The sequence below is a fragment of the Enterococcus sp. VV15 genome (assembly GCF_005236045.1).
In the GTDB taxonomy this organism is placed as follows: domain Bacteria; phylum Bacillota; class Bacilli; order Lactobacillales; family Enterococcaceae; genus Enterococcus_B; species Enterococcus_B durans.
Genome location: NZ_QPTY01000002.1, coordinates 125,476 through 147,730, shown reverse-complemented (window position 1 = coordinate 147,730; position 22,255 = coordinate 125,476). Strand labels below are relative to the sequence as shown.

The window sequence follows — 22,255 nt, the reverse complement described above, 5'->3', positions numbered from 1 at the left end:
TCATTTTTCATTTTTTGTGCCATCCATAAATGTCGCTTCATTATCAATCCCTTGATTGGTGATCAATTGACGACGAAATAAGACAAATACTTCCGCCAAAAGATGTGCAGTTGTTTCCTGGTTGTGGAAACGATTGATGGTTCGATAGCTGACTTATTCGTGGTTCGCCAACCAACGCATACGACAGCTATCATCTAATAAAAAGTCAATTTTCCGACCAGAAAAGACACGTTGTGTATAAGAGTATTGAATAATTTTCAACATCATTTTTTTGGGGGGAGATCGATCGGCCTAGTTGTTCTTCTCATTCAAGAAAGAGTGTTTGTGGTATTGCTTCGACTAAAGTATTCACTACAAAAACGACATCTGTTTCAGGAATAGGTCGTTTCATATCTCATGGTAAAGTTGTTTGGTTGATGGTATAATTTTTAATCCTTACAGGGATGAGTGCTATTTTTATACCTTGAAATCAAAAAAGTGGGACAATAATCAGATTTTTTCTGACTATTGTCCCACTCTCTGTTTTTTATCCGTTTTTTAAAATGCGAGATAAGAATTCTTTTGTTCGTTCTTCTTTCGGATGAACAAAGATGTCTTCTGAAGTTCCTTCTTCTGCAATCACACCTTTATCCATAAAGATCACCCGATCAGAAACATCTTTGGCAAATTCCATTTCGTGGGTCACGATGATCATCGTCAAACCGGTATGAGCCAAATCCTTGATCGTGCTTAATACTTCACCGACCATTTCAGGATCAAGAGCAGAGGTTGGTTCATCGAAGAGCATGACATCGGGATTCATCGATAACGCACGGGCAATCGCTACCCGTTGCTTTTGTCCACCAGATAGTTGTGAAGGTTTTGCTTCGATATAACGCTCCATACCAACTTTCTCTAAGTTTTCAAGAGCAACTTTTTGAGCTTCCTCTTTGCTTCGTTTCAACACAGTTGTTTGTCCAGAGATACAATTTTCTAAAACATTCATATTGTTAAAAAGATTGAATGATTGGAACACCATTCCAACATTTGTCCGATAGTTAGGTAAATTATATTTAGGTGATAGAACATTGTCACCGTTATAGACGATTTCGCCACCAGTTGGTTTTTCTAATAGATTGATACAACGCAGCAAAGTAGATTTACCAGAACCGGAAGAACCGATGATCGTGACAACTTCTCCTTTGTTGATCGTCATACTGATATCTTTTAATACTTCGTTTTCACCAAAGCTTTTTCTTAAATGGTTGATTTCAATGATTTTTTCGCTCATGATGCTTCCTCCTTATTCCTGCAAGTTTGAATTGTCGATTTCTTCGATCTTTGTATAGGCTGAAGGGCCATCGATTTTCTTCTCAACAAAGCGCAGGATTCTTGTGATAGTGAAAGTCATGATCAAGTAAATGATACCAACGATCGTAAATGTTTGGAAGAACTGGAAGTTTGCACCAGCAGCTGAATTTCCTTGGAAGAACAAGTCAGCAACGCCGATAACACTCAAGACAGCTGTATCTTTGATATTGATAACAAATTCATTTCCTGTGGCTGGCAAGATATTACGCAAGACTTGTGGAACAACTACTTTACGCATCGTTTGACCATGTGTCATCCCGATAGCTTGTGCTGCTTCAAATTGTCCAGGATCGACTGCGAAGATCCCCCCACGAACGATTTCAGTCATATACGCACCTGTGTTGATCGAAACGATGAATAGGGCAGCGATTGTTCGATCCAGTGAGATCCCAAAGGCTAACGCTAAGCCATAGAAGACGACCATTGCTTGAACCATCATTGGTGTTCCTCGGAAGACTTCGATATAAATAGAGAGTAATAGGTTTGCTAATTTCTGGAAGAAACGAGTAACCGCATTGTCTGACTCAGGAATCGAACGGAAGACACCGATCAATAAACCAAGAGTTGTACCAACGATCGTACCGATCAAGGCAATGAATAGCGTTAGTCCTGCACCGCGCAAGAACATGTTGCCATATTGATCCCAAATCGTTTTGAAATCATTTAACAGACCTGGGTCTTCATCATCATTTTCAGTAGAAGCTGGTTGATCTTTAATTGCTTGATCCATGATAGTTGTACGTTCTTTACTTGAGATTCCACCAAGTATTTGATTCACTTTTTGGATGTCAGGGTCGCCTTTACGCATTCCAACTGCAATTTGAACATCCTCAGGCTTCGTTTGAAAGCCATTTTCGCCTTTTAGTTCAAGCATTTTCAAATCTTTATTGACGCTTGTTGCAGTTACTCCTTCAGGTCGTTCACTGATATAGCCATCGATCATACCTGAAGTTAACGCTGTACGCATTGCAGAAAAGTTGTCCATTGCCTGCTGTTTATCTACTCCAGGGATCTGATCAATCACATCATAATGGAATGTATTTAGTTGAGCAGTGATCTTTGCGCCAGAAAGATCAGCTAAACTTTTGGCATTTGCGTATTTTCCGTTTTTTTGCACCACGACAACAAGTTGAGATTCATAATAAGGATCGGTAAAGTCGATTTCTTTTTTACGTTCCGCAGTAGGACTCATACCGGCGATGATCGCATCGATTTTACCAGATTGAAGGGCAGGGGCTAAACCATCCCATTTTGTTTGGATAATGACTAATTTTTTTCCTAGACCATCTGCTACTTTTTTGGCGATTTGAACATCATAACCACCAGCATAGCTTTTTTGACCTTGGATCGGTAATCCATTGTTCGCATCGGTTTGCTGTGACCAGTTGAACGGTGCATAACCTGCTTCCATACCTACACGAAATTCATCGTTCGGTGTTTTTTCATCTGCACTTACTAAGTTTCCGATACTGAAAAATGAAAAGATAAATGCAAATAATAGGGTGAGTGTAACTGAACTTTTTTTCATATTCTTTCTCCTTTTCTTTTCACACGCATGAATCAGGATCTTCCAAATAGAAAACCATGAGCCACTTCGTTAGAAAGAACCGCTGAATGGGGAACTTTCTAATCTGTTACGCATAATTTTTGAACGAGCGGTCAAATAAATGCGTTGCAATAGCTTATCAGGAGGAAATAAAAAACGACCACTTCGAGGATATGAAGGGGTCGCTAAATTTCATAGAGTGATAAACCTCTCACAAAACATAGCGCAACTTAGCATCACTGCTAAGACAGTCCATAAGCTCTTAACTTATGTCCCAACGTAAACTTTAAGCAAAAAAGAGTACATTTCGGCGATCCTCCCTAGTCCTGCTTCGACATGTTTGCTTCACTCCACAGGGTTAATGATTCTCGCGACCTCTACCTCATTGATTGAGGTAACTCGTATTCAGTTATTTATACAAAAACAGTTTACGATAGCCAAGATGCTTTGTCAATCCATAACTTGTCTTTTTCATAAAAACACTGACTAAACATAGAAAATTTTCATTCGTTTTCATTTTTAACATGATTTTTTGGCGTTTTCCCTTTGATTTGAAAAGAATAAATATTCACTCTAAATTGAAATTGGTCAAAAAAAGAACCTTCCGCAAAAAAATCTTGCAGAAGGTAAAAAAGCGGTGGTATTCAGAAAAAAACTTTGTTTGCCACCATGATCGTTACTGGCTAAAGAAACCAGCAACAACGATCAAGCCGCTTTGTTCACAACCTTTGGCTCGCGGCCTAAGATTGCTTGTAGAATAACTGTTACACCATATATTGCTAATACTAAATAGATCAAACTTGAATATTGTGTGATGCCCCAACCCCAAGTTCGGTAAACAACTAAAGTAATGGCTAAAACGATAGCGGCTAGTACATTGAAAAATGCGAAAGCCCAAAGATTCCCGTTTTCTTTACGTACAAGATAAAAAATCGAGAAATAAATACTTAATGCTAACCAAGCGATACAAGCTAAAATAACGCCCCAATAAATAATGAATGGTACCATGTCAATTCACCTCACTTTGATCTTGTCTGTTTGGTCTAACGAATAAATCTTAGGTTAGTCCCAATGAATACAGCAGTATTGTAGCACGTTTTCATTTTTTTGTCAGTTAAGATTGTGATTTATTTCTCAAAAAATGAAATCGTTTGAATGCGTATTTCTGCCAGAAGAAACAGGAACAAAAGTGTGCGTGGGGCATATTTTCGATTATAATAGAACTGAGGTGATAAAATATGAAAAAGGTAACTATAGCAGAAGCAGCACAAACAATCAACGAAAGTAAAAGCATCACCTTTTTGACCGGTGCAGGAGTCTCGACACCTTCAGGAATCCCGGATTATCGCTCTTTAAAGGGAATCTATCAAGGAATTGAGCAACCCGAGTATTTATTAAGTCACGAGGCAATGGTTCACGAACCACAGAAATTCTATTCATTTGTTAAAAAAATTTACCATCCGAATGCACAGCCCAATGTCATTCACACAGAAATTGCACGATCAGAAAAACATAAAAAAGTCTGGACGGTGTCCCAAAATATTGACGGGTTGCATGAAAAAGCCGGCAGTCAACAACTTGTCGATTTTCATGGAACTCTTTATCATTGTTATTGTAGAAAATGTGGAAAAGAAGTCGCTTGGCAAAGCTATTTGTATAGTGATACGCACGAAAACTGCGGTGGTCAAGTCCGCCCAGCCATTGTTTTATATGGCGAAGGATTTCAAGAAGAAGTATTGGAACAGGCTACATTTGCGGTTAGCCAAACTGAGCTGGTAGTGATCGTAGGAACGAGTTTTCAAGTACATCCTTTCTGTGATCTGATCTAATTTCGCGCCCCACGCGCAAAAATCTTAGTCATCAATCAGAGTCCGATCTATCTGGATCAGGAATATGACTTTGTCCAGACCGATGGGGTGACGGTGTTCGATAAAATAAAAGAATTAGGAGCAAATTATGACGATTAAATCTGAGAAAGAAAAAATGATAGCAGGCGAATTATACTTTGCGAATGACCCCGAGTTAGTAGCAGATCGCCAATTTGCAAGAAGCCAAAGCCAAATCATCAATCAAGCTGAAACAACAGAACTACGCGCGCAACTCTTGAAAGAAACATTTGGAAAGACGGGCGAAAAAATTTATATAGAACCGATGATCAATTTTGATTATGGGTATAATATTTTTGTTGGCGAAAACTTTTATGCGAATTTTAACTGTACTTTTTTAGATGTAAGTACAATTGAAATCGGAGATAATTGTATGTTTGCCCCCAATGTCCAACTGTATACGGCAACTCATCCGCTCCATCCAGTAAAACGAAATAGTGGACTTGAATATGCAAAGCCGATCAAAATCGGAAACAATGTCTGGCTAGGTGGCGGAGTGATTATCACTCCCGGTGTAACATTAGGGGATAACGTGGTTGTTGGTGCAGGTTCCGTTGTGACCAAATCATTTCCAGATAATGTGGTCATCGCAGGCAACCCCGCACGTATCATCAAAATGGTCGAGGCAGAACAACCACAAGAAACCCTCGAATCATTGAGACAAACAATCGATAGTCTGGACCAGCAATTGGTGAAACTGTTAGAAAAACGGATGCTGACTGTGACAAAAATCGGTCGAGTCAAAAAAGCAACGAATCATGCGATTTATGACGAAACACGGGAAAAGCAGGTTCTAGATAAAGTAGCAAAATGGGTGGATGATTCTGACTATACGGAAACCATTGTTGCTACCTACCAAGATTTGATGAAACATTCTCGTGATTACCAAAAGCAAATGGATAAGGAGAATTCAGATGATTGATGGAGAAACCCGAAGAAAGCAAATCCTTCATACCTTATTGAATGAAGAAAAGCCAGTCAGTGCAAGTAATTTTGCCAAGCGATTTGGTGTCAGTCGACAGATCATCGTCGGTGATATCGCACTTCTCAGAGCTGCGGGAGAAACTGTTGTCGCAACTGCTAGAGGATACATTTTAGAAACAAGCGAGTCTACGACTGGTTTAGTCAGTAAAATCGCAGTCCAACACGGACGCGAGCAAACAGAAGAAGAGTTGCGCCTGATTGTTGAAAATGGCGGGGAAGTGCTCGATGTGGTGGTTGAACATCCGCTATATGGAGAACTAACAGGAATGTTGCATATCCAAACTGAAAAAGATATACACTCATTTATGAAACGTTATCAAAAAAGTAATGCTTCTTTGTTATCTGAACTAACAGGTGGTATTCATTTACATACCATCCGCTATCCTGACACGATCACTTTGAAACAAATCAAGCAAAAGTTATTGGAAGCAGGTATTCTATACGAAGGCTAGGTAACAGAATTAGCGAAACGACCAGGACTATGTCCGAAAAAAAAATAAATAGCACAGCAGATAACTGGGAGAAAAAACGATTATACGTTTCCCCAGTTATTTTATTTACCAGAAAAAAGGAAATCGCTTCATAGATCTAGTTGATATAAACTAGATATGGTAATAGATTCCGGCTGAAAACGAGGAGTTTCTATTATTCAAAATGTCTAAAATGAAGCAAGCATAGTCGTGAGAAGAAAAATAAAGTGAGGTAGAGTAGATGAACGAAACAGAAAAAACACCAATCAAATGGAACAAAGCGATCAAATGGATAAATTAATTTTAATTAGCGGAGATAAAAAGGATACAAAAGAATTTTTTGCAAATCATCCAGATGCTAAAGTTGTTTTGGAACAAGAAACACAGAATAGAACGTATGGATTTGGTTGGTACATAGATGATATTCGGTTAACACTTAGTTTCAATAAAAATCTCGATTTTGGTAAAAGCTTAATTGAGTAGGTAATAAATGATAACCCCAAGCATAAGGATTGGCCATTATGGAAAGATATTGATGAGTTACTCAGTACATATGAAGAATTTAAGCCAGATATCCTAACTAAAAAAACTGCAACTCAAGTAGATCAACAGGTGATTGATGTTGCAGGAACGTTATTATTAGATATAGTGGAAAAACGTCCAGATGTCGAAATGCTGTTTTGTTATAACGGGACTGCGTATAACCAAAAAAATGTCTTCAAAAAAGATAAAGAGGAGACCGTATCAAAGGGATTGCGTAAACTTTACCACGATCCTGAATTACAAAAGAAGGTAAGATTCAATAATGGCAAAGAAAATACAGTTGCACCATGGGAAAAAAATCCGGTTTTGTGGGAAAAATATTCAAAAAAATATGATCACGAGAATAAGCGCGCTATCAAAAATTTTTCTGTGCCACAACAAGAAACACAAATAAAACCACGAACTTCTATGATGGATATAAAAAAATAGAATTGAAGCAAACGAGTGATTCAACGACAAAAGATATGCAGATGAGAAAAAATAAGCGACAAGAACGGTAATTAAAAGGACAAATCATGATTGAATAACTAAGCAATCAATTACCTATGACATAAGAATTTTCAGTAATTATGAATGGACAAAAGATAAGAAATGCTATACTTGTATTTTGTGTCAATTGGATAACACAAAAGCATTTAAAAAGAAAACATCTAGCTGACCCTTATACTATAAACAACCAAATCTCCGAAGTTTCATCAAGTAAATCATTAGGACAATGGAGAACGTTGCTGAAATACAGTGATGCTTTACCATCAAGTATATCTTTTTGAGAATTATTTGGGGTGGTTGGTACATAATGGATAAATAGTGGAAATAATAAAAAAGAATGAATGTGGGGGAAAAAGGTAAGAAACACTTTTGTCTCATTCTTTAAAAACGAATAAACGGGGGGAGCAGAAGAAACTCCGAGAAACAAGCCGAAATTCACAAAAATTTGAAAAGAAATTTCCGTGAGCCTCTTCTTATTCTTCGAGTTGATCACTTCTGTTCCGACCTCTCTTTAGTTGCTACTTGTTAAAGTCCATCATACTCGCTTATTCGATTACCAATACGCCTTCTTTAAGGGCGAACGGATTTTGATCATTGATATGGTCATAGAACATGACGCCGTTGATATGGTCGATCTCATGTTGGACAACGATCGATTCATAATTTTTTAAACGAATCTTGTGTTTTTCGCCATTCATATCATAGTAAGAAACAGTGATCTTAGCATGACGTACGACATAGCCTGGAACTTCACGATCGACAGATAGACACCCTTCACCTTCACCCAAGCAAGCATCTTGTACAGAATGACTCAAAATTTTTGGATTATACATCACCGTACTCAATGTTGGTTCAGTTGCTTCTGGATCAGGACTTGGTACGTGAACAGCAATAATGCGCTTGGAAATATCAAGTTGTGGTGCTGCTAAACCAACACCACCACGTAGATTTAATTCTTCTGCCTTCACAGGATCTTGGCTGTTTTTTAAAAATTCAAGCATTTCTTTTCCTAGTGAGATATCTTCTTCACTTAATGGGAGGGAAACTTCCTCGGCGATTTCGCGCAACGTTGGGTTTCCTTCACGAATGATATTATCCATTGTAATCATGGAATATGTACCCCTTTCTTCTAAAACGATTCATCAGTCTGTTTTCGGATTATAGTTTAACATAAATTTTAAGAAGTAGTAGTAGGATTGTTTGATAAACTAAATTTTCTTAATGATTCTTCACTTGATTTCTAACGTATATTCAGGTAAAGTATAGCTGTGTGCTCAAGGCATACCGCCTGTCACTTGGTTAAGCGAATCACCAACGTTTTACTCAGTCACAGGGGAATAATCGAAAGAGGTGAAAGAAATGGCAATTTCAAAAGAACGTAAAAATGAAATCATCACAGACTATGCACGCCATGAAGGAGATACTGGTTCTCCAGAAGTACAAATCGCTGTATTAACTGAAGAAATCAACCACTTGAACGAACATGCACGTGTGCATAAAAAAGATCATCATTCATACCGCGGCCTAATGAAAAAAGTTGGTCACCGTCGTAACTTGTTAGCTTACTTACGTAAAACTGACGTTCAACGTTACCGCGAATTGATCAAACGTTTAGGTCTACGTCGTTAATTTTAACAAAAAGAGTGGGGTTCAAACGAATCTCACTTTTTTTACTGTGATACCTCAATCAACCATTTCGTGAAAAAGCATGATGGACTCCTACTAACCAAATGAAAGCTACCAAGCTTCGTTTGGCGGTTTTCATTTGTTTAGTAGCGTCTTGCTTTCACGGGAAAGAAAAGGAGTAATTATGTCAGAAAAACAAGTATTCAAAACGACATGGGGTGGCCGTCCCCTACAAATCGAAGTCGGTCAATTAGCAAAACAAGCCAATGGAGCAGTATTAGTCCGTTATGGCGATACAGTGGTCTTAAGTGCGGCTGTAGCATCAAAAGAAGCAAAAGATACAGATTTCTTCCCATTGACAATCAACTATGAAGAAAAAATGTATGCGGCTGGGAAGATCCCTGGTGGTTTCATCAAGCGTGAAGGACGTCCAAGTACAGAAGCTACTTTGACTGCTCGTTTGATCGACCGTCCGATCCGTCCGATGTTTGCGGATGGCTTCCGTAATGAAGTCCAAGTAACAAATATCGTGATGAGTGTGGAAACAGATTGTTCACCAGCAATGGCTGCTATGCTAGGTTCTTCACTTGCGTTATCGATTTCTGATATCCCATTTGACGGACCAATCGCTGGGGTAGAAGTTGGCCGTATCAACGGTGAATATGTCTTGAATCCGACTGTTGAACAAGCAGAACAAACAGATATCGAACTAAGTGTTGCGGGAACAAAACAAGCAATCAACATGGTTGAAAGTGGCGCTAAAGAAGTATCTGAAGAAGACATGTTAGGCGCATTGCTTTTTGGTTTTGACGCAATCAAAGAATTAGTGGCTTTCCAAGAAGAAATCGTTCAAGTAGTGGGTAAAGAAAAAATGGAAGTTTCTTTACTACAAGTAGACGCTGGCTTGAAAAAAGAAATTTTTGATGCTTCATACGGTACGATGAAAGCGGCCGTTATGACTGAAGAAAAATTGGCTCGTGAAGACAACATCGAACAAGTGAAGATCGATATTCGTGAAGCTTATGCAGAAAAATTTGCTGGACACGAAGAAGAAGATCACTTATTGAAAGAAGTCAAACAAATCACGGAAGATCTTGAAAAAGATGTGGTACGTGAATTGATCACAATTGATAAAATCCGTCCTGATGGTCGTAAACTAGACGAAATCCGTCCATTGTCTTCCGAAACAGGCTTGTTGCCACGTGTCCATGGTTCTGGGTTGTTTACTCGTGGACAAACACAAGCATTATCTGCATGTACTCTTGCACCATTAGGGGAACACCAAATCATTGATGGACTTGGTGTGGAAGTCAGCAAACGATTTATCCACCATTACAATTTCCCTCAATTCTCTGTAGGTTCAACTGGGCGTGCTGGTTCACCAGGCCGTCGTGAAATCGGTCATGGAGCATTAGGCGAACGTGCATTAGCACAAGTGATCCCTTCAGAAGAAGACTTTCCTTATACAATCCGTTTAGTAGCGGAAGTATTGGAATCAAATGGTTCTTCTTCACAAGCAAGTATCTGTGCGGGTACATTAGCATTGATGGATGCAGGTGTTCCTATCAAAGCACCAGTAGCAGGTATTGCTATGGGACTTGTATCAGATGGCGAAAACTATACGATTTTAACGGATATCCAAGGATTAGAAGATCATTTAGGCGACATGGACTTCAAAGTAGCTGGAACAAAAGAAGGTATCACAGCACTTCAAATGGATATCAAAATCCAAGGAATCACGGAACAAATCTTAAAAGAAGCATTGACACAAGCAAAACAAGCACGGATGGAAATCTTAGAAGAATTGACTTCAACGATTGCTGCACCACGTGAAGAATTAAGCCAATATGCACCGAAGATCGAAATGATCCAAATCGATCCAGCGAAAATCAAAGATGTGATCGGTAAAGGTGGAGACACTATCAACGGTATCATCGAAGAAACTGGTGTAAAAATCGATATCGATCAAGATGGTAAAGTAAGTATTGCTTCTTCGGATAAAGAAATGATCCAAAAAGCAATCAAAATCATTGAAGACTTGACTAAAGAAGTGAAAGTCGGCGAAGTTTACCTTGGTAAAGTCGTTCGAATTGAAAAATTTGGGGCTTTCGTCAACTTGATCAAAGGAAAAGATGGACTTGTCCATATTTCTCAACTAGCAAACGAACGTGTGAATAAAGTAGAAGATGTTCTTAAACTTGGAGATGAAGTACTTGTAAAAGTTACTGAAATCGACAAACAAGGACGAGTAAATCTTTCAAGAAAAGCAATGCTAGCTGAAGATGGTACTGAAAAAACAACAAAATAATAGAAGAAATTTAGATTCAATGTTTTTTCTAATGAATATGTCTGGAGCAACAGATGGGGAAGTATTGAACCTCAATAAATAAGTGGACTTTGCGGGATTTGTTTTTCAAATTTTTGAGAAGACCGATTTTTTGAGAGTAACTCCCACTGTCTACTCCAAACGAAAGAACGAGAGAAAAGTATGTTTACTTTTGTCTCGTTCTTTTTTGTCTGAGCAAAACTATCTGAAACCAACAGTCACATAGCCAACTTCGATAGTTATTGCATCGTGCGCCTACTTTTTTCGGCGTGAAATTCAGCGTTATGTGGAGTGAGGTATTCGCTCATCGTTTGCCCTGTTTCGCGTTTGAATTTTTTATAGAGTACAGAAGGATTGGGGTAACCTAATTTTTCAGCAATCGAGCAAGTCGTCTCATTGGTAAAAGCCAATAATTTTTTGTATTGGCGATTTTTAGCTGAGTATAATAAGCGGAAAAACTTAGATTCAAATTGCGTTGGAACAGCTTTTTCAAGGTGCTGATCGAACAGTTCAACTCTTGGGCTAATTCTGATAATCGATAGACTTTGTCAGGGTGGTCATTTAAGATGGCGGTCGCGCGGTCGATTAGAGTCACATCAAGTTCATTTACAGGTGGTAGGGCATCAATAAATGCGGCTTGGTACTCGCCAAATTTGATTTTATCTTCCAATTGGGTAGTGATCAATTGTACAATGGATTCACCGTGACGCACGAGCAAAATGATTTTTTCATCTTCTGACAGTGGATGCTGATGGTAAAATTGGATCCATTGAGGAGTGAATTTTTCAACTTCTTTTTTCTGAGTGGCCACAACAGACGGAATCAATGTGTAGTTTTGTTGATTTTGCTGTTTCAATTGACCGATAAAAAGGGTGCCGACATGCCGTCCATCAATGTAAATCGGGAAAACGATGTTCACGAATTGATAGGGACAACGATAAATCAAATACGATTTTTTTTGTTGGATACAGCGAGTAGCAGCGCGGCGATCAGATTGCAAACAAACCTCTTTTGAACGGGCAGCTTCACAAAAAAGACAAGCGTTGGTGATTTCCGTTACTGGTTCACCATGACTATCAATCAATAAGAGTGAGACACCTAATAATTTGGTGGTTGTTTCTTGAAGAGTTTGCCAAGTCTCTAAAGCCTTTTTCAATTGCCATAACATATGATCATCTCCTTTTTTAATGCAACTATGTATCGAATACAGAGCCTTGTAGTTTTTTGCTTTGTTTTTGTATTTATTCATATCACAGATAATGAAGTCTTTCATCTTTGTTGTGAATATTTTATACTAATAGTGGTAGTTATTGTTGCATCGTAATGAATTAGTTCCTTATGTGATATATCCTACAAGGAAGAAATATTTAGCTCATGGTGGTTTCATCATGATGCTTTTTTGTTTCTCATGATTAGCTAATTGATTCTCTCTACAAAATTGGGAATAATCTCTATGGATACCAGATAAAAATCGAACCGCTTAATCCTTGGTCGATTCGCTAAATCAGCGTAAAATAGGCATATAATCAGTTTTTAGAAAAAGGAGGGATGGAGATGCTGCACTTTTTACTGACATTGATTGTTGGAGGCCTATTAGGACTTATTGCTAGCTTGATATTAAATGAAGAAGTACCAGGAGGTGTAACAGGCATGGTATTGATCGGGTTCTTGGGTAGTTGGCTTGGTGAATCCATTCTTGGAGAGTTGGGTCCTTCTATCAGCGGTTTCTATCTTGTTCCTTCCTTGTTGGGGGCACTTTTTTGTCTAGGTGTTTATACGTTTTTAGCCGATTATATTCGCCGACATTATTGGAAATAAAAAATAGCTGAAATGATTGACACATTAGAATCTTCCTAAGATAATGAGGAGACACTTAGAAAAAATCTGAACAAAGGCAGACTTTCAGGAGTGAATGTTAGAGGAAATGAGGAAGAAAGTTGACAACAAAACATAATACTAAGAAGATTTCAATGGCCGGTCTTTTAGTGGCAATGGGCGTTGTATATGGAGATATCGGTACCAGTCCATTGTATGTAATGAAAGCCATCGTTGAAGACAACGGCGGACTACGCGGAATCAATCCGGATTTTGTGATCGGTTCTGTATCATTGATTTTCTGGACACTGACGTTGCTTACTACAGTCAAATACGTGGTGATTGCATTGAATGCAGATAACCACGGTGAAGGAGGAATCTTTTCTTTATATACCTTGGTAAGAAAAGGTGGCAAGTATCTGATTATTCCTGCGATGATTGGAGGTGCAGCTTTACTAGCAGATGGTGTGTTGACGCCTGCGGTAACTGTCACAACGGCAATCGAGGGGTTAAGAGGTATTCCACAATTTTTTGATCGTTTTGGGAATGATCAAAATATTATTGTTATTATTACTTTAGTGATTATCTTAGTGTTGTTTATGGTTCAACGTTTTGGGTCAGAAGTTGTCGGTAAGGCATTTGGACCAGTTATGTTTTTATGGTTTACTTTTTTAGGTGTGATGGGATTGGTGAATTTCAGTCAAGATTGGACAGTGATCCGCGCATTGAATCCTTATTATGCAGTCCAATTGCTGTTAAGTCCGGATAACAAACTAGGATTATTTATCTTAGGGAATATCTTTCTAGCAACAACAGGGGCAGAAGCGCTATATTCAGATCTAGGACACGTAGGAAAATTGAATATTCGCTTAAGTTGGCCATATGTCAAAATGTGTCTGGTATTGAATTATTTCGGACAAGCAGCTTGGTTGCTGACTGTGTACCAAAATCCAGAGATGCAACAGATCAAAAATCTGAATCCATTTTTCCAGATGTTGCCGAATGGCTGGTTGATCATTGGTGTAGCGTTTGCGACTATTGCCGCAGTTATTGCTTCACAAGCCTTGATCACAGGCTCATTTACGTTAGTCTCTGAAGCGATTAAATTGAAACTATTGCCGCGATTGAAAATCATGTATCCAGGTAGCAGTATTGGGCAAATGTACATTCCAGCAGTCAACTTGATTTTATGGTTTGCCTGTTCACTAGTTGTTGTAACCTTTAGGACTTCCCATCATATGGAAGCAGCGTATGGTCTGTCGATTACGGTTACGATGCTGATGACTACAGCATTGCTCTATTTCTATTTGATCCAAAATGGTTATTCTAAATTGTTTGCGCATATTGTGACTTTCTTTTTTGGTGTAATCGAGATCGTCTTTTTCATCTCAAGTATCGTAAAATTCTTCCATGGTGGCTTTGTTGCAGTTTTGATTGCATTAGTAATCTTAGCGGTGATGTTTATTTGGGAGCGGGGGAATATTATTCGTGAATCTGTAGCGGAAGATGTTGCGTTGAAAGAATACATTCCACAACTAGCTAAATTGCGTGATGATAGATCGTTGCCACTTTACCAGACAAATATCGTGTTATTGGTACCTGATATGGCTGAAGGGAAAGTGGGCAGGCAATTCGTCTATTCGATCCTTGATAAACGACCAAAACGAGCACGTGTCTATTGGTTTGTCCATGTAGAAGTAACCGATGAACCGTATACAAAAGAATATCAGATCGACATGATGGATACGGATTTTATTGTACAAGTCAACTTATTCTTAGGTTTTAGAGTCCAACAAGAAATCAATGTGTATGTTCGTCAGATCATCCATGATTTAATGAAACAAGGACGTCTTCCTAAGCAACCGCAAACTTACTCTTTGACGCCAGGTAGAGAAGTCGGTGATTTTCAGTTTATTTTGATTGATGAAGTTGTTTCAAATGTCACAACATTGAATAAATGGGATCGCCAAATCATGCATGCAAAACTTGCAATCAAAAAATATGCAACAACCCCAGAAACATGGTTTGGTCTGGAATACAGCGAAGTCAAACACGAAACAGTCCCATTATTGATTGGTTTGACCAGAAAAACATGGTTAAAAGAACGAAAAAAAATAACTGAAAAGTCTCCATAAAAATGGGGATAAAAAATGAATGAACTACCTGAATGAGAGGAGTATGTAGAGCCCTCTCATTCGGGTAGTTCTTTTGTCTTAGTTTTATTGTCTTCTATCTGTGGTGGGATGTATCTTTGTTTTTACTTGTTACAACAGATGAACTGTTCGAAGGTAGTGTACGAAGATTAGCTTTTTCTTTTACTTGTTTGAGATACATTGTATCAAGATAGGTTTCGATATCATTTGGTTCTTGTTGAATTTGTTTTATGTAGTTTGGTACACTGATTTGAAGTTGTTCCATTTTGTCATTTAGTGTTTTTTTATTTAGATCAGCCTGCACATCTCGTCCGATTGCTTCTTGTGTTTTTACAATGGCCTCTTTTTTTAATGCTTTCACATCATTTTCAGGTAAATCAAAACTATAGATAAGGTTCGTTAATGTATGTAAGTCTAGCTTTTTTTCTGCTAGATCCGGAAGGTCTTTTTTGAACTTCGAAATAACATTCTTGTTTGTACTTTCGATTATTCTTTTTGCTTCAGTTGCTCGGTCCATTGTTTCAGGAAAAGGAAGATTTGCGACGATAAGTTTGATACTTTTAGCTCTATAACTTGTTTTAGACAAAGATACTAATGTTTCGTTTAGTCCTTGATTTTTAGACTGCATCAGCCATTTATTCATGATACCGATCAAATTCCCGTTCGTAGTGAAATCTGAGCTATAGCCTTCTTTAGTGTTTTTAATGAGTTTTTCTGCTTCAATCGATTTATCGATTGATTTAGGTAAACGGAGATTGGCTGTAAGAAATTTGATGCTCTGATGGTTATAGTTGCAAGTGGCTAGAAAAGCCAACGTTTCATTTGGTCCATATACGTCTAACATTTTATTTAAATAGGTAACGGTATAGAGCAGATTTTGATTAGATAGAAAATCTGTGTTTGTTTTTATTGGTATTTTTTTTATGAGCTTTTCTGCTTCGACTGCTCGATTCAGTGATTTCGGTAAGTGGATGTTAGCGGTAAGAAATTTGATGCTTCCTTTGCTGTAGTTGCAAGAAGCAAGAAAGTCTAACGTCTCTTTAGGTCCGTGTACATCCAGCATTTTATCCAAGTATTTAATGGTGTTCAGTAAATTTTGATTACCTATGAGATCTGTGACTATTCCCCTGTTCTTGTTTTTAATGATGTTTTCTGCTGCGATTACAGGATTTATTGATGATGGCAACTCAAGGTTTGCTATCAGGAATTTGATGGTCTTAGCGCTATAATTACGTAGAGATAAAAAAGCCAATGTTTCATTTGGACCGTGGATGTTCAACATCACATTCCAAGCATTGATCGTATTTAGAAGCTCCTGATTGTTTTTGAAGTCGTTGAATACTTGGCTCTTATCAAGCTTAAATAATTCTTTGACTATTTTTGTGCGGTCTAGTGAGCTTGGCAAATCAAGATTATTGATAATAAATGCAAGGCCCTCAAGACTATAGTTGAATTTAGCTAAAAATGCTAAGGTATCATTTGGTCCGTAGGTTTTGCACATAGCATTCCAGGCTTTAACGCTATGTTCCAGAATTATTTTTTTTTGTCTACTTGTTTATTAGGCATAATGGATTCTCCTTTTCATCGTTTTTTTCTGTTTTATTGTAGGGGATTATTTTGGGTAGGAGGAATTGTTTTTTTCTAAGGTAAGAATTTTTCGGATACCGCTAAGAAATTGCTTGATGAAATACTCACTTTATACAGAAGGTAGAGAAAGTCCATTCTATTTTTATCAAAAATTTTTAGAAAAGAGGTACAATGGAGATGGAAAAGAGAGGCGGGAATTTATGGTACTTAATTTTGTCATCTTATTTTTGATGATTGCAATTACTTCATTTTTTGTAGCAAGTGAATTTGCATTAGTAAAGATACGGCGTTCACGTTTAGAGCAACTAGAAAAGGAAAACGTAAAAAATGCGAAACTAGCACTTCATGTCACACATCATTTAGATAACTATTTATCTGCAAGTCAATTAGGGATCACGTTAACAGGATTGATTATTGGGTGGGTTGGAGAAGGCTCTGTAGCTGCTTTGTTAGAACCATGGCTTGGCAAGTTGCCTTTTAGTTCTGCATTAAGTGGTACGATCTCTGTTGCTTTAGGATTTATTATCGTTACCTATATCGATGTTGTGATCGGTGAACTTTTGCCAAAAAGTTATAGTATCGTCAATACAGAACAGGTCGTTTTATTTGTGGTAAGACCGTTACATTACTTTTATAAACTCATGTTTCCTTTTATTTGGATACTCAATCACTCAGCGGCAGGTCTTGGTAAATTATTAGGGGTGAAATTGGTATCTGAAGGGGAAGAAACCTTGTCACAAGAAGAGCTAACTTTAGTTGCATTGAATTCTTATGAAAAAGGTGAATTAACGAAGGAAGAATACCATTACTTAGAAAATGTCTTTGAATTTGACGACACGCTTGCAAGAGACATCCAAGTGGATCGAACATCGATGCAAGTGTTTGAAGCAAGTGACACAGTGAAACAAGCAATCCAAGAATCAATCAAACGAGGACATACGAGATACCCTGTCATTTTAGAATCAAAGGATAATATTATCGGGTATGTGACGTTGCCCGATTTAATCAAACAATCGTATAAAGATGATCAGTTGCCAGTAGAACAGTTGATTGAAGAACCAATTGTGACGACTGAAACGATCCCGATCAAAAAATTATTGACGATCATGCGTAAAAAAGGCAAACACATTGCGATTTTAAAAGATGAATATGGTGGAACAAGCGGGTTAGTGACGATCGAAGATATTTTAGAAGAAATCGTCGGAGAAATTCGTGATGAAACGGATTTGGATGAAGCTCTTGTGGCAAAACAAGCAGATGGCAGTTACATTGTTTCAGGAAAACTGACATTAGATGATTTCGAACGTTACTTTGATGTTTCGCTCCCTGCATTTGTTGACTCGCCCTTTATCACATTAGCGGGTTTCATGTCTCACTACGAAAAAAATATTGAAGCAGGTAAGGTGATCTTACTTGAAAGTTTTCAATTCACTGTTTTAGAATACAACCATGCACACATCGACTATTTCAAAGTCATAAAAAAACCAGTTAAAGAAGATAAAAAAGAGCAAAAAGAGCAAAAAGAGCAATAGAACAAGAATAGAGGGTAGAATCAGCCATCGCTGATTCTACCCTCTATTTTCTTAATCTTGTTTCTCGGAGTCAGACGCTTCTGTGCCGAACTCTTTTCAATCTTGGATTAGTGGACACTGTCATAACGGACTTCCGCATCATCCAATGAGAAATGTTGTTCGTTGTCCAATTGTTTTAGTTGTTTCATTGAACGAAGGTAAGAATATAGTAGGACAGCAACAGAACCAGCCCATGCAAGTGGAGAAGCAGCTGCGGCACCGGCATATCCCAACATACCTGTCAAAATAATTGCTGCAAATGAACGCATCAGCAATTCCATCATTCCTGCGATGGTCGGTATTTTGCTTTGTCCAAGTCCTTGTAAAGTGTAGCGCAAGATGAACAAGATTGCTAAGATCCAATACAAAGAACCGTTGATATTGAAATAAGTCTGTGCTAATTCAAATACTCTGGTTTCAGAGGATGAAACAAATAGTTTCATCAATGAATGGCCAAAGAAAATCACTGTTGCTCCAGCAACAAGACTAAAGCCAATACTCATCATTAATGTTTGCTTGACACCTTTTAGGATACGACCATATTCTTTTGCTCCGTAGTTTTGAGCACTGAAAGTCGCCATAGCGATCCCAAATGACATCATTGGTTGATTGGCAAATTGATCGATTCGGCTAGCTGCGGCTTGAGCAGCAACGACGTCTGTACCTAGACTATTTAAAGCTGCTTGAAGAACGATTGCTCCGATGGCAATAATCGATGATTGAAAAGCCATTGGCAAAGCAGCATTTAGATGGATACGGATTTCTTCTTTATCAAATGAAAAATCTTTTTTACGTAGTTGCAGCAATGGAATCTTCTTTTTGATATACACGAGACACAATACACTTGAGCTAACTTGGGCAATCACCGTAGCGATGGCTGCTCCTTCTACCCCCATACCAAAGAAGATAATGAAAATCAAATCAAGCACGACATTGATGATAACTGCGATAATCAAAAAGAACAAAGGCGTTCTGCTGTCACCGAGTGCACGAATAACGTTTGAAAGCAGATTAAAACTCATAGATGCAAAAATCCCTAGTAAAATGATCGAGATAAATGTTTGTGCTTGATCAATGATTTCAGGTGGAGTTTGCATCAATTGAAGCATCGGATGAATGAATACTAGGCTAAGGACAGTTAAAACAATAGTGACAATCAAACTTATTATAACACTTGCAGCAAAGCTTTTCTTAAGTCCGCGGTAATCTTTTGCACCATAGCGTTGGGCGGTGATGATCGCTAGTCCAGCTGTTAACCCTTGGGCAAACCCAATAATCAAAAAGGTCAAACTTCCAGTAGCGCCAACAGCGGCCAACGCGTTTTTTCCTAATGTCTGTCCAACGATAATCATATCGACCATATTGTAGAACTGTTGAAAGACATTACCAATGAGCAAAGGAACAGTGAACATTAAAATTAGCTTAGCCGGATTTCCTTTTGTTAAATCGCGCATCTTTTAAACTCCTTATTGTCTTTAAAATTTAGTTAGTAGTATATAGTGTTTATCCTAAGAATACCAATTAGAAATTAATGAAAAAACGGAGTGTTTTCTCTGTTTTCTTGGAATTTTCATAGTTTATTTTCAATAAACCGCACCATGAAACAAGCCAAGAAGTGAACCACTGAATGAATTCAACGAATAAATTCAAAAGATCAACTGCTTGGCCTGAACGTACGGATCAAAAAGCGACATTGTTAAGTGTCAACTTTAATATTGTTTAATCTCACTTGGTAAAAGAATCGTTTCTCTTGTGCCATCATCATAAGCATAGACTTGGCTTGGGAATTGTGAAGAATATCGAAATGGTAAATCAATGTCCATTTCTACCTCACTGCCTGCTTGTGAAAAATGGATGGTTACTTTTCCATTATTCTCTATTAAATCAAAGGCTAAAATATTATCTAATGAGATGACTCCCTTAAGGTCTAGGTCAATAATAAACCAGATACTATCAATCAATTCATCTGGCAAACTCGATACAACACCTACAGAGGCATACCGGTTGCGACTGCTGTCAAAACTTTCAAACATCTGTTTAACCTCCTTTGTTTTATCGAATAGACATGTACACTTTTTCGTTTAGGATAAATGAATGATACTTACTGTAACGATGGTTCATTCTAATAAAGATTTTTAAAAAATGCAACAATAATCGCATACTTTTTTTCAAAATATAAGTTTTTTTTAAAGAGAGAAAAAAATATGCCAAAAGCGCAGTTTCCAACGCTTTTGGCATAAACAATTTTTCTGTTATTCTTCAGGTGAACCAATTACTTCTGGTTCGCTTGCTTCATCAGTTGTTTCAGTTTCTTCTGCTGGAGCTACGACAGCAGCGATTTGTTCTTCACTATCCGTTACAACTTTATATTCGTTGTTTTCTGGTAGATCTGCCACAGTGATCGAATCACCTAAGTCTAAGTTTGTTACATCTACTTCGATACGTTCTGGCAAGTTATCTGGTGTAGCAGATACAAGAACTGTGTATAGGTTTTGAGCTAATACACCGCCAGATTTAGCACCTGCAGCCTCACCAATTAGAACAATTTCTGTTTCAACTTCTGTTTCTTCTGACATGTTAACAGATAAAAATTCGACATGTTCAAAATGGTTGGTAAAGGTATTTGTTTGGACTTTATGAACCAATGTGTTGACTTTGTTTCCGTCAATGTCCATTGTCACTACGGCATTCGCACCATTTTCACGTAATAATTTGCTAAATGTTTGACCATCAAACGAGATTGGTGTGCTTTCAACATTGTAGCCATAAACGATAGCTGGAACTTTACCTTCATGACGCAATTTGTTTCTTAACGAACGGGGACGTACTTCTCTTTTACTTACTTCTAATGATACTGACATAACCAAAATTCCTCCTTAAAATGTGACTGCCTGCTTTGGTAACGGGCAGATTTTATTTAAGTGAACTTTTCCGCGGCTATTCTCTTGCACATTATTGGGTAGGGGCGCTTAAAAAAGCACAAAAGGGTAGATGCACGCATCTACCTTAGAAAGTCAGGATTCAACTTTTCTCCACCAGGTCATTACGCTGTGTATGAGAAATCCAATTCACTTTACTACTTAACCGTAGCGCTAATTTTTGATTAAGTCAAGGAATAACGCTGGTTTTATTATTTGCATGAAGAAATATTCAGGTTATAATGCTTGGTAGGATAAGAAAGGAAACACCTATGCGTTTAGATAAATTGATTGAAGATCAGCTACAAACAACACGGAAAGAAATGAAACGATTATTTGCTTCTAAGCAAGTTCGAATAGATGGACAAATCGAGTTTAGTCAAAACCGTAATGTCGATAGTTTGCTCCACGAGATCGAAGTTTCTGGTAAGCGATTAACTACAAATGAATCCTACTTTCTCTTGAATAAGCCGAATGGGGCGGTTACTGCTGTAAAAGATGAAGAAAAGATGACAGTAGTGGATTTGATTGCTTCAGCAGACCGGGTCCAGGATTTGTATCCCGTAGGACGCTTGGATCGTGATACGACGGGGCTGCTCTTACTGACATCGAATGGGCAGCTAGGCTATGAGATGCTACTTCCTAATAAGAAGGTATTAAAAACTTACCAAGTAGCAGTCAATGCAGGATTGACGCCTGAGGATAGTCGGGCTTTTAAAGAAGGAATCGTATTCGATAGCGGGTATCGCTGTTTGCCTGCAGAACTGACGATCACAGAAGCAACCAATAAAATCAGTACAGCGACTGTCACGATTCAAGAAGGAAAGTTCCACCAAGTTAAGAAGATGTTTCTAGCTCGCGGGAAAAAAGTAGTAGAACTAAGAAGAATTAAGATGGGTCCGCTAGAATTAGATGAAAAATTACCAGTGGGCGCCTATCGGTCGTTGACGCTCACTGAATTAAAGCAACTAAAAATGTATTTTAAATAGGA

General features: G+C 38.0%; 20 protein-coding genes, 2 pseudogenes and 1 riboswitch. Of the genes and pseudogenes, 11 read left to right on the top strand and 11 right to left on the bottom strand.

What is annotated here, in order from left to right:
- Nucleotides 1-6 precede the first annotated feature (6 nt).
- The 4 genes and pseudogenes from DVW83_RS01710 to DVW83_RS01695 form a co-directional block, all read right to left on the bottom strand.
- Nucleotides 7-391: pseudogene (locus DVW83_RS01710) on the bottom strand (transposase); the annotation flags it as partial.
- Between the two features lie 135 nt (nt 392-526).
- Entirely contained in the window at nt 527-1,270 is a 744-nt protein-coding gene (locus tag DVW83_RS01705; RefSeq protein ID WP_104660205.1) for an amino acid ABC transporter ATP-binding protein, read from the bottom strand.
- A 12-nt stretch (nt 1,271-1,282) separates the two neighbouring features.
- Nucleotides 1,283-2,878, bottom strand: a complete 1,596-nt coding sequence (locus DVW83_RS01700) for an ABC transporter permease subunit (RefSeq protein ID WP_104660206.1) — start codon at nt 2,876-2,878, stop codon at nt 1,283-1,285.
- Between the two features lie 231 nt (nt 2,879-3,109).
- Nucleotides 3,110-3,284, bottom strand: a riboswitch (Lysine riboswitch).
- A 317-nt stretch (nt 3,285-3,601) separates the two neighbouring features.
- Nucleotides 3,602-3,904 (bottom strand): hypothetical protein, encoded by a 303-nt coding sequence (locus tag DVW83_RS01695; RefSeq protein WP_005875305.1) that lies wholly within the window; start codon nt 3,902-3,904, stop codon nt 3,602-3,604.
- Between the two features lie 230 nt (nt 3,905-4,134).
- Here DVW83_RS01695 and DVW83_RS01690 point away from each other — a divergent pair.
- The 5 genes and pseudogenes from DVW83_RS01690 (at nt 4,135) to DVW83_RS01670 (ending at nt 7,208) form a co-directional block, all read left to right on the top strand.
- Nucleotides 4,135-4,863, top strand: a pseudogene (locus DVW83_RS01690) (NAD-dependent protein deacylase).
- Complete coding sequence (locus DVW83_RS01685) at nt 4,853-5,704, top strand: chorismate mutase (protein ID WP_104660208.1); 852 nt, start codon at nt 4,853-4,855, stop codon at nt 5,702-5,704. The pseudogene DVW83_RS01690 and the gene DVW83_RS01685 overlap by 11 nt, the downstream one beginning before the upstream one ends.
- Entirely contained in the window at nt 5,697-6,218 is a 522-nt protein-coding gene (locus DVW83_RS01680) for a transcription repressor NadR (RefSeq protein WP_005875311.1), read from the top strand. Before DVW83_RS01685 ends, DVW83_RS01680 begins: the two co-directional genes overlap by 8 nt.
- Nucleotides 6,219-6,524: 306 nt before the next feature.
- Nucleotides 6,525-6,719 carry a hypothetical protein gene (locus DVW83_RS01675; RefSeq protein ID WP_137238930.1) on the top strand — a complete coding sequence of 65 codons (195 nt, stop codon included), beginning with the start codon at nt 6,525-6,527 and terminating at the stop codon, nt 6,717-6,719.
- Nucleotides 6,720-6,848: 129 nt separating this feature from the next.
- Entirely contained in the window at nt 6,849-7,208 is a 360-nt protein-coding gene (locus DVW83_RS01670) for a hypothetical protein (protein ID WP_104660210.1), read from the top strand.
- Between the two features lie 605 nt (nt 7,209-7,813).
- On the opposite strand, the gene def is transcribed toward DVW83_RS01670, so the two are convergent.
- Complete coding sequence (gene def / locus DVW83_RS01665; protein WP_081133766.1) at nt 7,814-8,377, bottom strand: peptide deformylase; 564 nt, start codon at nt 8,375-8,377, stop codon at nt 7,814-7,816.
- 250 nt (nt 8,378-8,627) lie between these two features.
- Here def and rpsO point away from each other — a divergent pair, with 250 nt between their 5' ends.
- On the top strand, nt 8,628-8,897 hold the full coding sequence (gene rpsO / locus DVW83_RS01660; protein ID WP_005875316.1) for a 30S ribosomal protein S15: 270 nt from the start codon (nt 8,628-8,630) through the stop codon (nt 8,895-8,897).
- Nucleotides 8,898-9,078: 181 nt separating this feature from the next.
- Nucleotides 9,079-11,202 carry a polyribonucleotide nucleotidyltransferase gene (pnp, locus tag DVW83_RS01655; protein ID WP_104661555.1) on the top strand — a complete coding sequence of 708 codons (2,124 nt, stop codon included), beginning with the start codon at nt 9,079-9,081 and terminating at the stop codon, nt 11,200-11,202.
- Nucleotides 11,203-11,459: 257 nt separating this feature from the next.
- Here the strand turns inward: pnp and DVW83_RS15340 are convergent, their stop codons facing one another.
- Both DVW83_RS15340 and DVW83_RS01650 read right to left on the bottom strand, forming a co-directional pair.
- The gene (locus DVW83_RS15340) at nt 11,460-11,630 is read right to left on the bottom strand and encodes an AraC family transcriptional regulator (RefSeq protein ID WP_224784396.1); all 171 of its coding nucleotides are present in this window, start codon (nt 11,628-11,630) and stop codon (nt 11,460-11,462) included.
- On the bottom strand, nt 11,585-12,388 hold the full coding sequence (locus tag DVW83_RS01650; protein ID WP_224784397.1) for a PocR ligand-binding domain-containing protein: 804 nt from the start codon (nt 12,386-12,388) through the stop codon (nt 11,585-11,587). Before DVW83_RS01650 ends, DVW83_RS15340 begins: the two co-directional genes overlap by 46 nt.
- 386 nt (nt 12,389-12,774) lie before the next feature.
- Between DVW83_RS01650 and DVW83_RS01645 the strand changes: the two genes are divergently transcribed.
- Both DVW83_RS01645 and DVW83_RS01640 read left to right on the top strand, forming a co-directional pair.
- A complete protein-coding gene (locus DVW83_RS01645) occupies nt 12,775-13,038 on the top strand; it encodes a GlsB/YeaQ/YmgE family stress response membrane protein (RefSeq protein ID WP_104661554.1) in 264 nt (87 codons plus the stop codon).
- Between the two features lie 119 nt (nt 13,039-13,157).
- Entirely contained in the window at nt 13,158-15,170 is a 2,013-nt protein-coding gene (locus DVW83_RS01640) for a KUP/HAK/KT family potassium transporter (protein WP_104661553.1), read from the top strand.
- Nucleotides 15,171-15,264: 94 nt separating this feature from the next.
- Here DVW83_RS01640 and DVW83_RS15335 read toward each other — a convergent pair whose 3' ends face one another.
- Nucleotides 15,265-16,689, bottom strand: coding sequence for a hypothetical protein (locus DVW83_RS15335; protein ID WP_238699323.1), 1,425 nt, complete (start codon nt 16,687-16,689; stop codon nt 15,265-15,267).
- A 286-nt stretch (nt 16,690-16,975) separates the two neighbouring features.
- Here DVW83_RS15335 and DVW83_RS01625 point away from each other — a divergent pair, with 286 nt between their 5' ends.
- Complete coding sequence (locus DVW83_RS01625) at nt 16,976-18,307, top strand: hemolysin family protein (RefSeq protein WP_104661557.1); 1,332 nt, start codon at nt 16,976-16,978, stop codon at nt 18,305-18,307.
- 107 nt (nt 18,308-18,414) lie between these two features.
- On the opposite strand, the gene DVW83_RS01620 is transcribed toward DVW83_RS01625, so the two are convergent.
- From DVW83_RS01620 to DVW83_RS01610, 3 genes are all read right to left on the bottom strand, one after another.
- The gene (locus tag DVW83_RS01620) at nt 18,415-19,800 is read right to left on the bottom strand and encodes an MATE family efflux transporter (protein ID WP_104661552.1); all 1,386 of its coding nucleotides are present in this window, start codon (nt 19,798-19,800) and stop codon (nt 18,415-18,417) included.
- A gap of 255 nt (nt 19,801-20,055) precedes the next feature.
- Nucleotides 20,056-20,379, bottom strand: coding sequence for a DUF960 domain-containing protein (locus DVW83_RS01615; protein WP_005875335.1), 324 nt, complete (start codon nt 20,377-20,379; stop codon nt 20,056-20,058).
- A gap of 219 nt (nt 20,380-20,598) precedes the next feature.
- On the bottom strand, nt 20,599-21,207 hold the full coding sequence (locus DVW83_RS01610) for a 50S ribosomal protein L25/general stress protein Ctc (RefSeq protein WP_104661551.1): 609 nt from the start codon (nt 21,205-21,207) through the stop codon (nt 20,599-20,601).
- A gap of 329 nt (nt 21,208-21,536) precedes the next feature.
- On the opposite strand from DVW83_RS01610, the gene DVW83_RS01605 reads away from it, so the two are divergent.
- Complete coding sequence (locus DVW83_RS01605; protein ID WP_104661550.1) at nt 21,537-22,253, top strand: 16S rRNA pseudouridine(516) synthase; 717 nt, start codon at nt 21,537-21,539, stop codon at nt 22,251-22,253.
- The last annotated feature ends 2 nt before the right edge of the window (nt 22,254-22,255 follow it).

Excerpts from the sequence above, each read along its gene's own strand:
- DVW83_RS01705 (WP_104660205.1), bottom strand. The coding sequence starts at position 1,270 with ATGAGCGAAAAAATCATTGAAATCAACCATTTAAGAAAAAGCTTTGGT.
- DVW83_RS01700 (WP_104660206.1), bottom strand. The coding sequence starts at position 2,878 with ATGAAAAAAAGTTCAGTTACACTCACCCTATTATTTGCATTTATCTTT.
- DVW83_RS01695 (WP_005875305.1), bottom strand. The coding sequence starts at position 3,904 with ATGGTACCATTCATTATTTATTGGGGCGTTATTTTAGCTTGTATCGCT.
- DVW83_RS01685 (WP_104660208.1), top strand. The coding sequence starts at position 4,853 with ATGACGATTAAATCTGAGAAAGAAAAAATGATAGCAGGCGAATTATAC.
- DVW83_RS01680 (WP_005875311.1), top strand. The coding sequence starts at position 5,697 with ATGATTGATGGAGAAACCCGAAGAAAGCAAATCCTTCATACCTTATTG.
- DVW83_RS01675 (WP_137238930.1), top strand. The coding sequence starts at position 6,525 with ATGGATAAATTAATTTTAATTAGCGGAGATAAAAAGGATACAAAAGAA.
- def (WP_081133766.1), bottom strand. The coding sequence starts at position 8,377 with ATGATTACAATGGATAATATCATTCGTGAAGGAAACCCAACGTTGCGC.
- rpsO (WP_005875316.1), top strand. The coding sequence starts at position 8,628 with ATGGCAATTTCAAAAGAACGTAAAAATGAAATCATCACAGACTATGCA.
- pnp (WP_104661555.1), top strand. The coding sequence starts at position 9,079 with ATGTCAGAAAAACAAGTATTCAAAACGACATGGGGTGGCCGTCCCCTA.
- DVW83_RS01650 (WP_224784397.1), bottom strand. The coding sequence starts at position 12,388 with ATGTTATGGCAATTGAAAAAGGCTTTAGAGACTTGGCAAACTCTTCAA.
- DVW83_RS01645 (WP_104661554.1), top strand. The coding sequence starts at position 12,775 with ATGCTGCACTTTTTACTGACATTGATTGTTGGAGGCCTATTAGGACTT.
- DVW83_RS15335 (WP_238699323.1), bottom strand. The coding sequence starts at position 16,689 with ATGTGCAAAACCTACGGACCAAATGATACCTTAGCATTTTTAGCTAAA.
- DVW83_RS01625 (WP_104661557.1), top strand. The coding sequence starts at position 16,976 with ATGGTACTTAATTTTGTCATCTTATTTTTGATGATTGCAATTACTTCA.
- DVW83_RS01620 (WP_104661552.1), bottom strand. The coding sequence starts at position 19,800 with ATGCGCGATTTAACAAAAGGAAATCCGGCTAAGCTAATTTTAATGTTC.
- DVW83_RS01615 (WP_005875335.1), bottom strand. The coding sequence starts at position 20,379 with ATGTTTGAAAGTTTTGACAGCAGTCGCAACCGGTATGCCTCTGTAGGT.
- DVW83_RS01610 (WP_104661551.1), bottom strand. The coding sequence starts at position 21,207 with ATGTCAGTATCATTAGAAGTAAGTAAAAGAGAAGTACGTCCCCGTTCG.
- DVW83_RS01605 (WP_104661550.1), top strand. The coding sequence starts at position 21,537 with ATGCGTTTAGATAAATTGATTGAAGATCAGCTACAAACAACACGGAAA.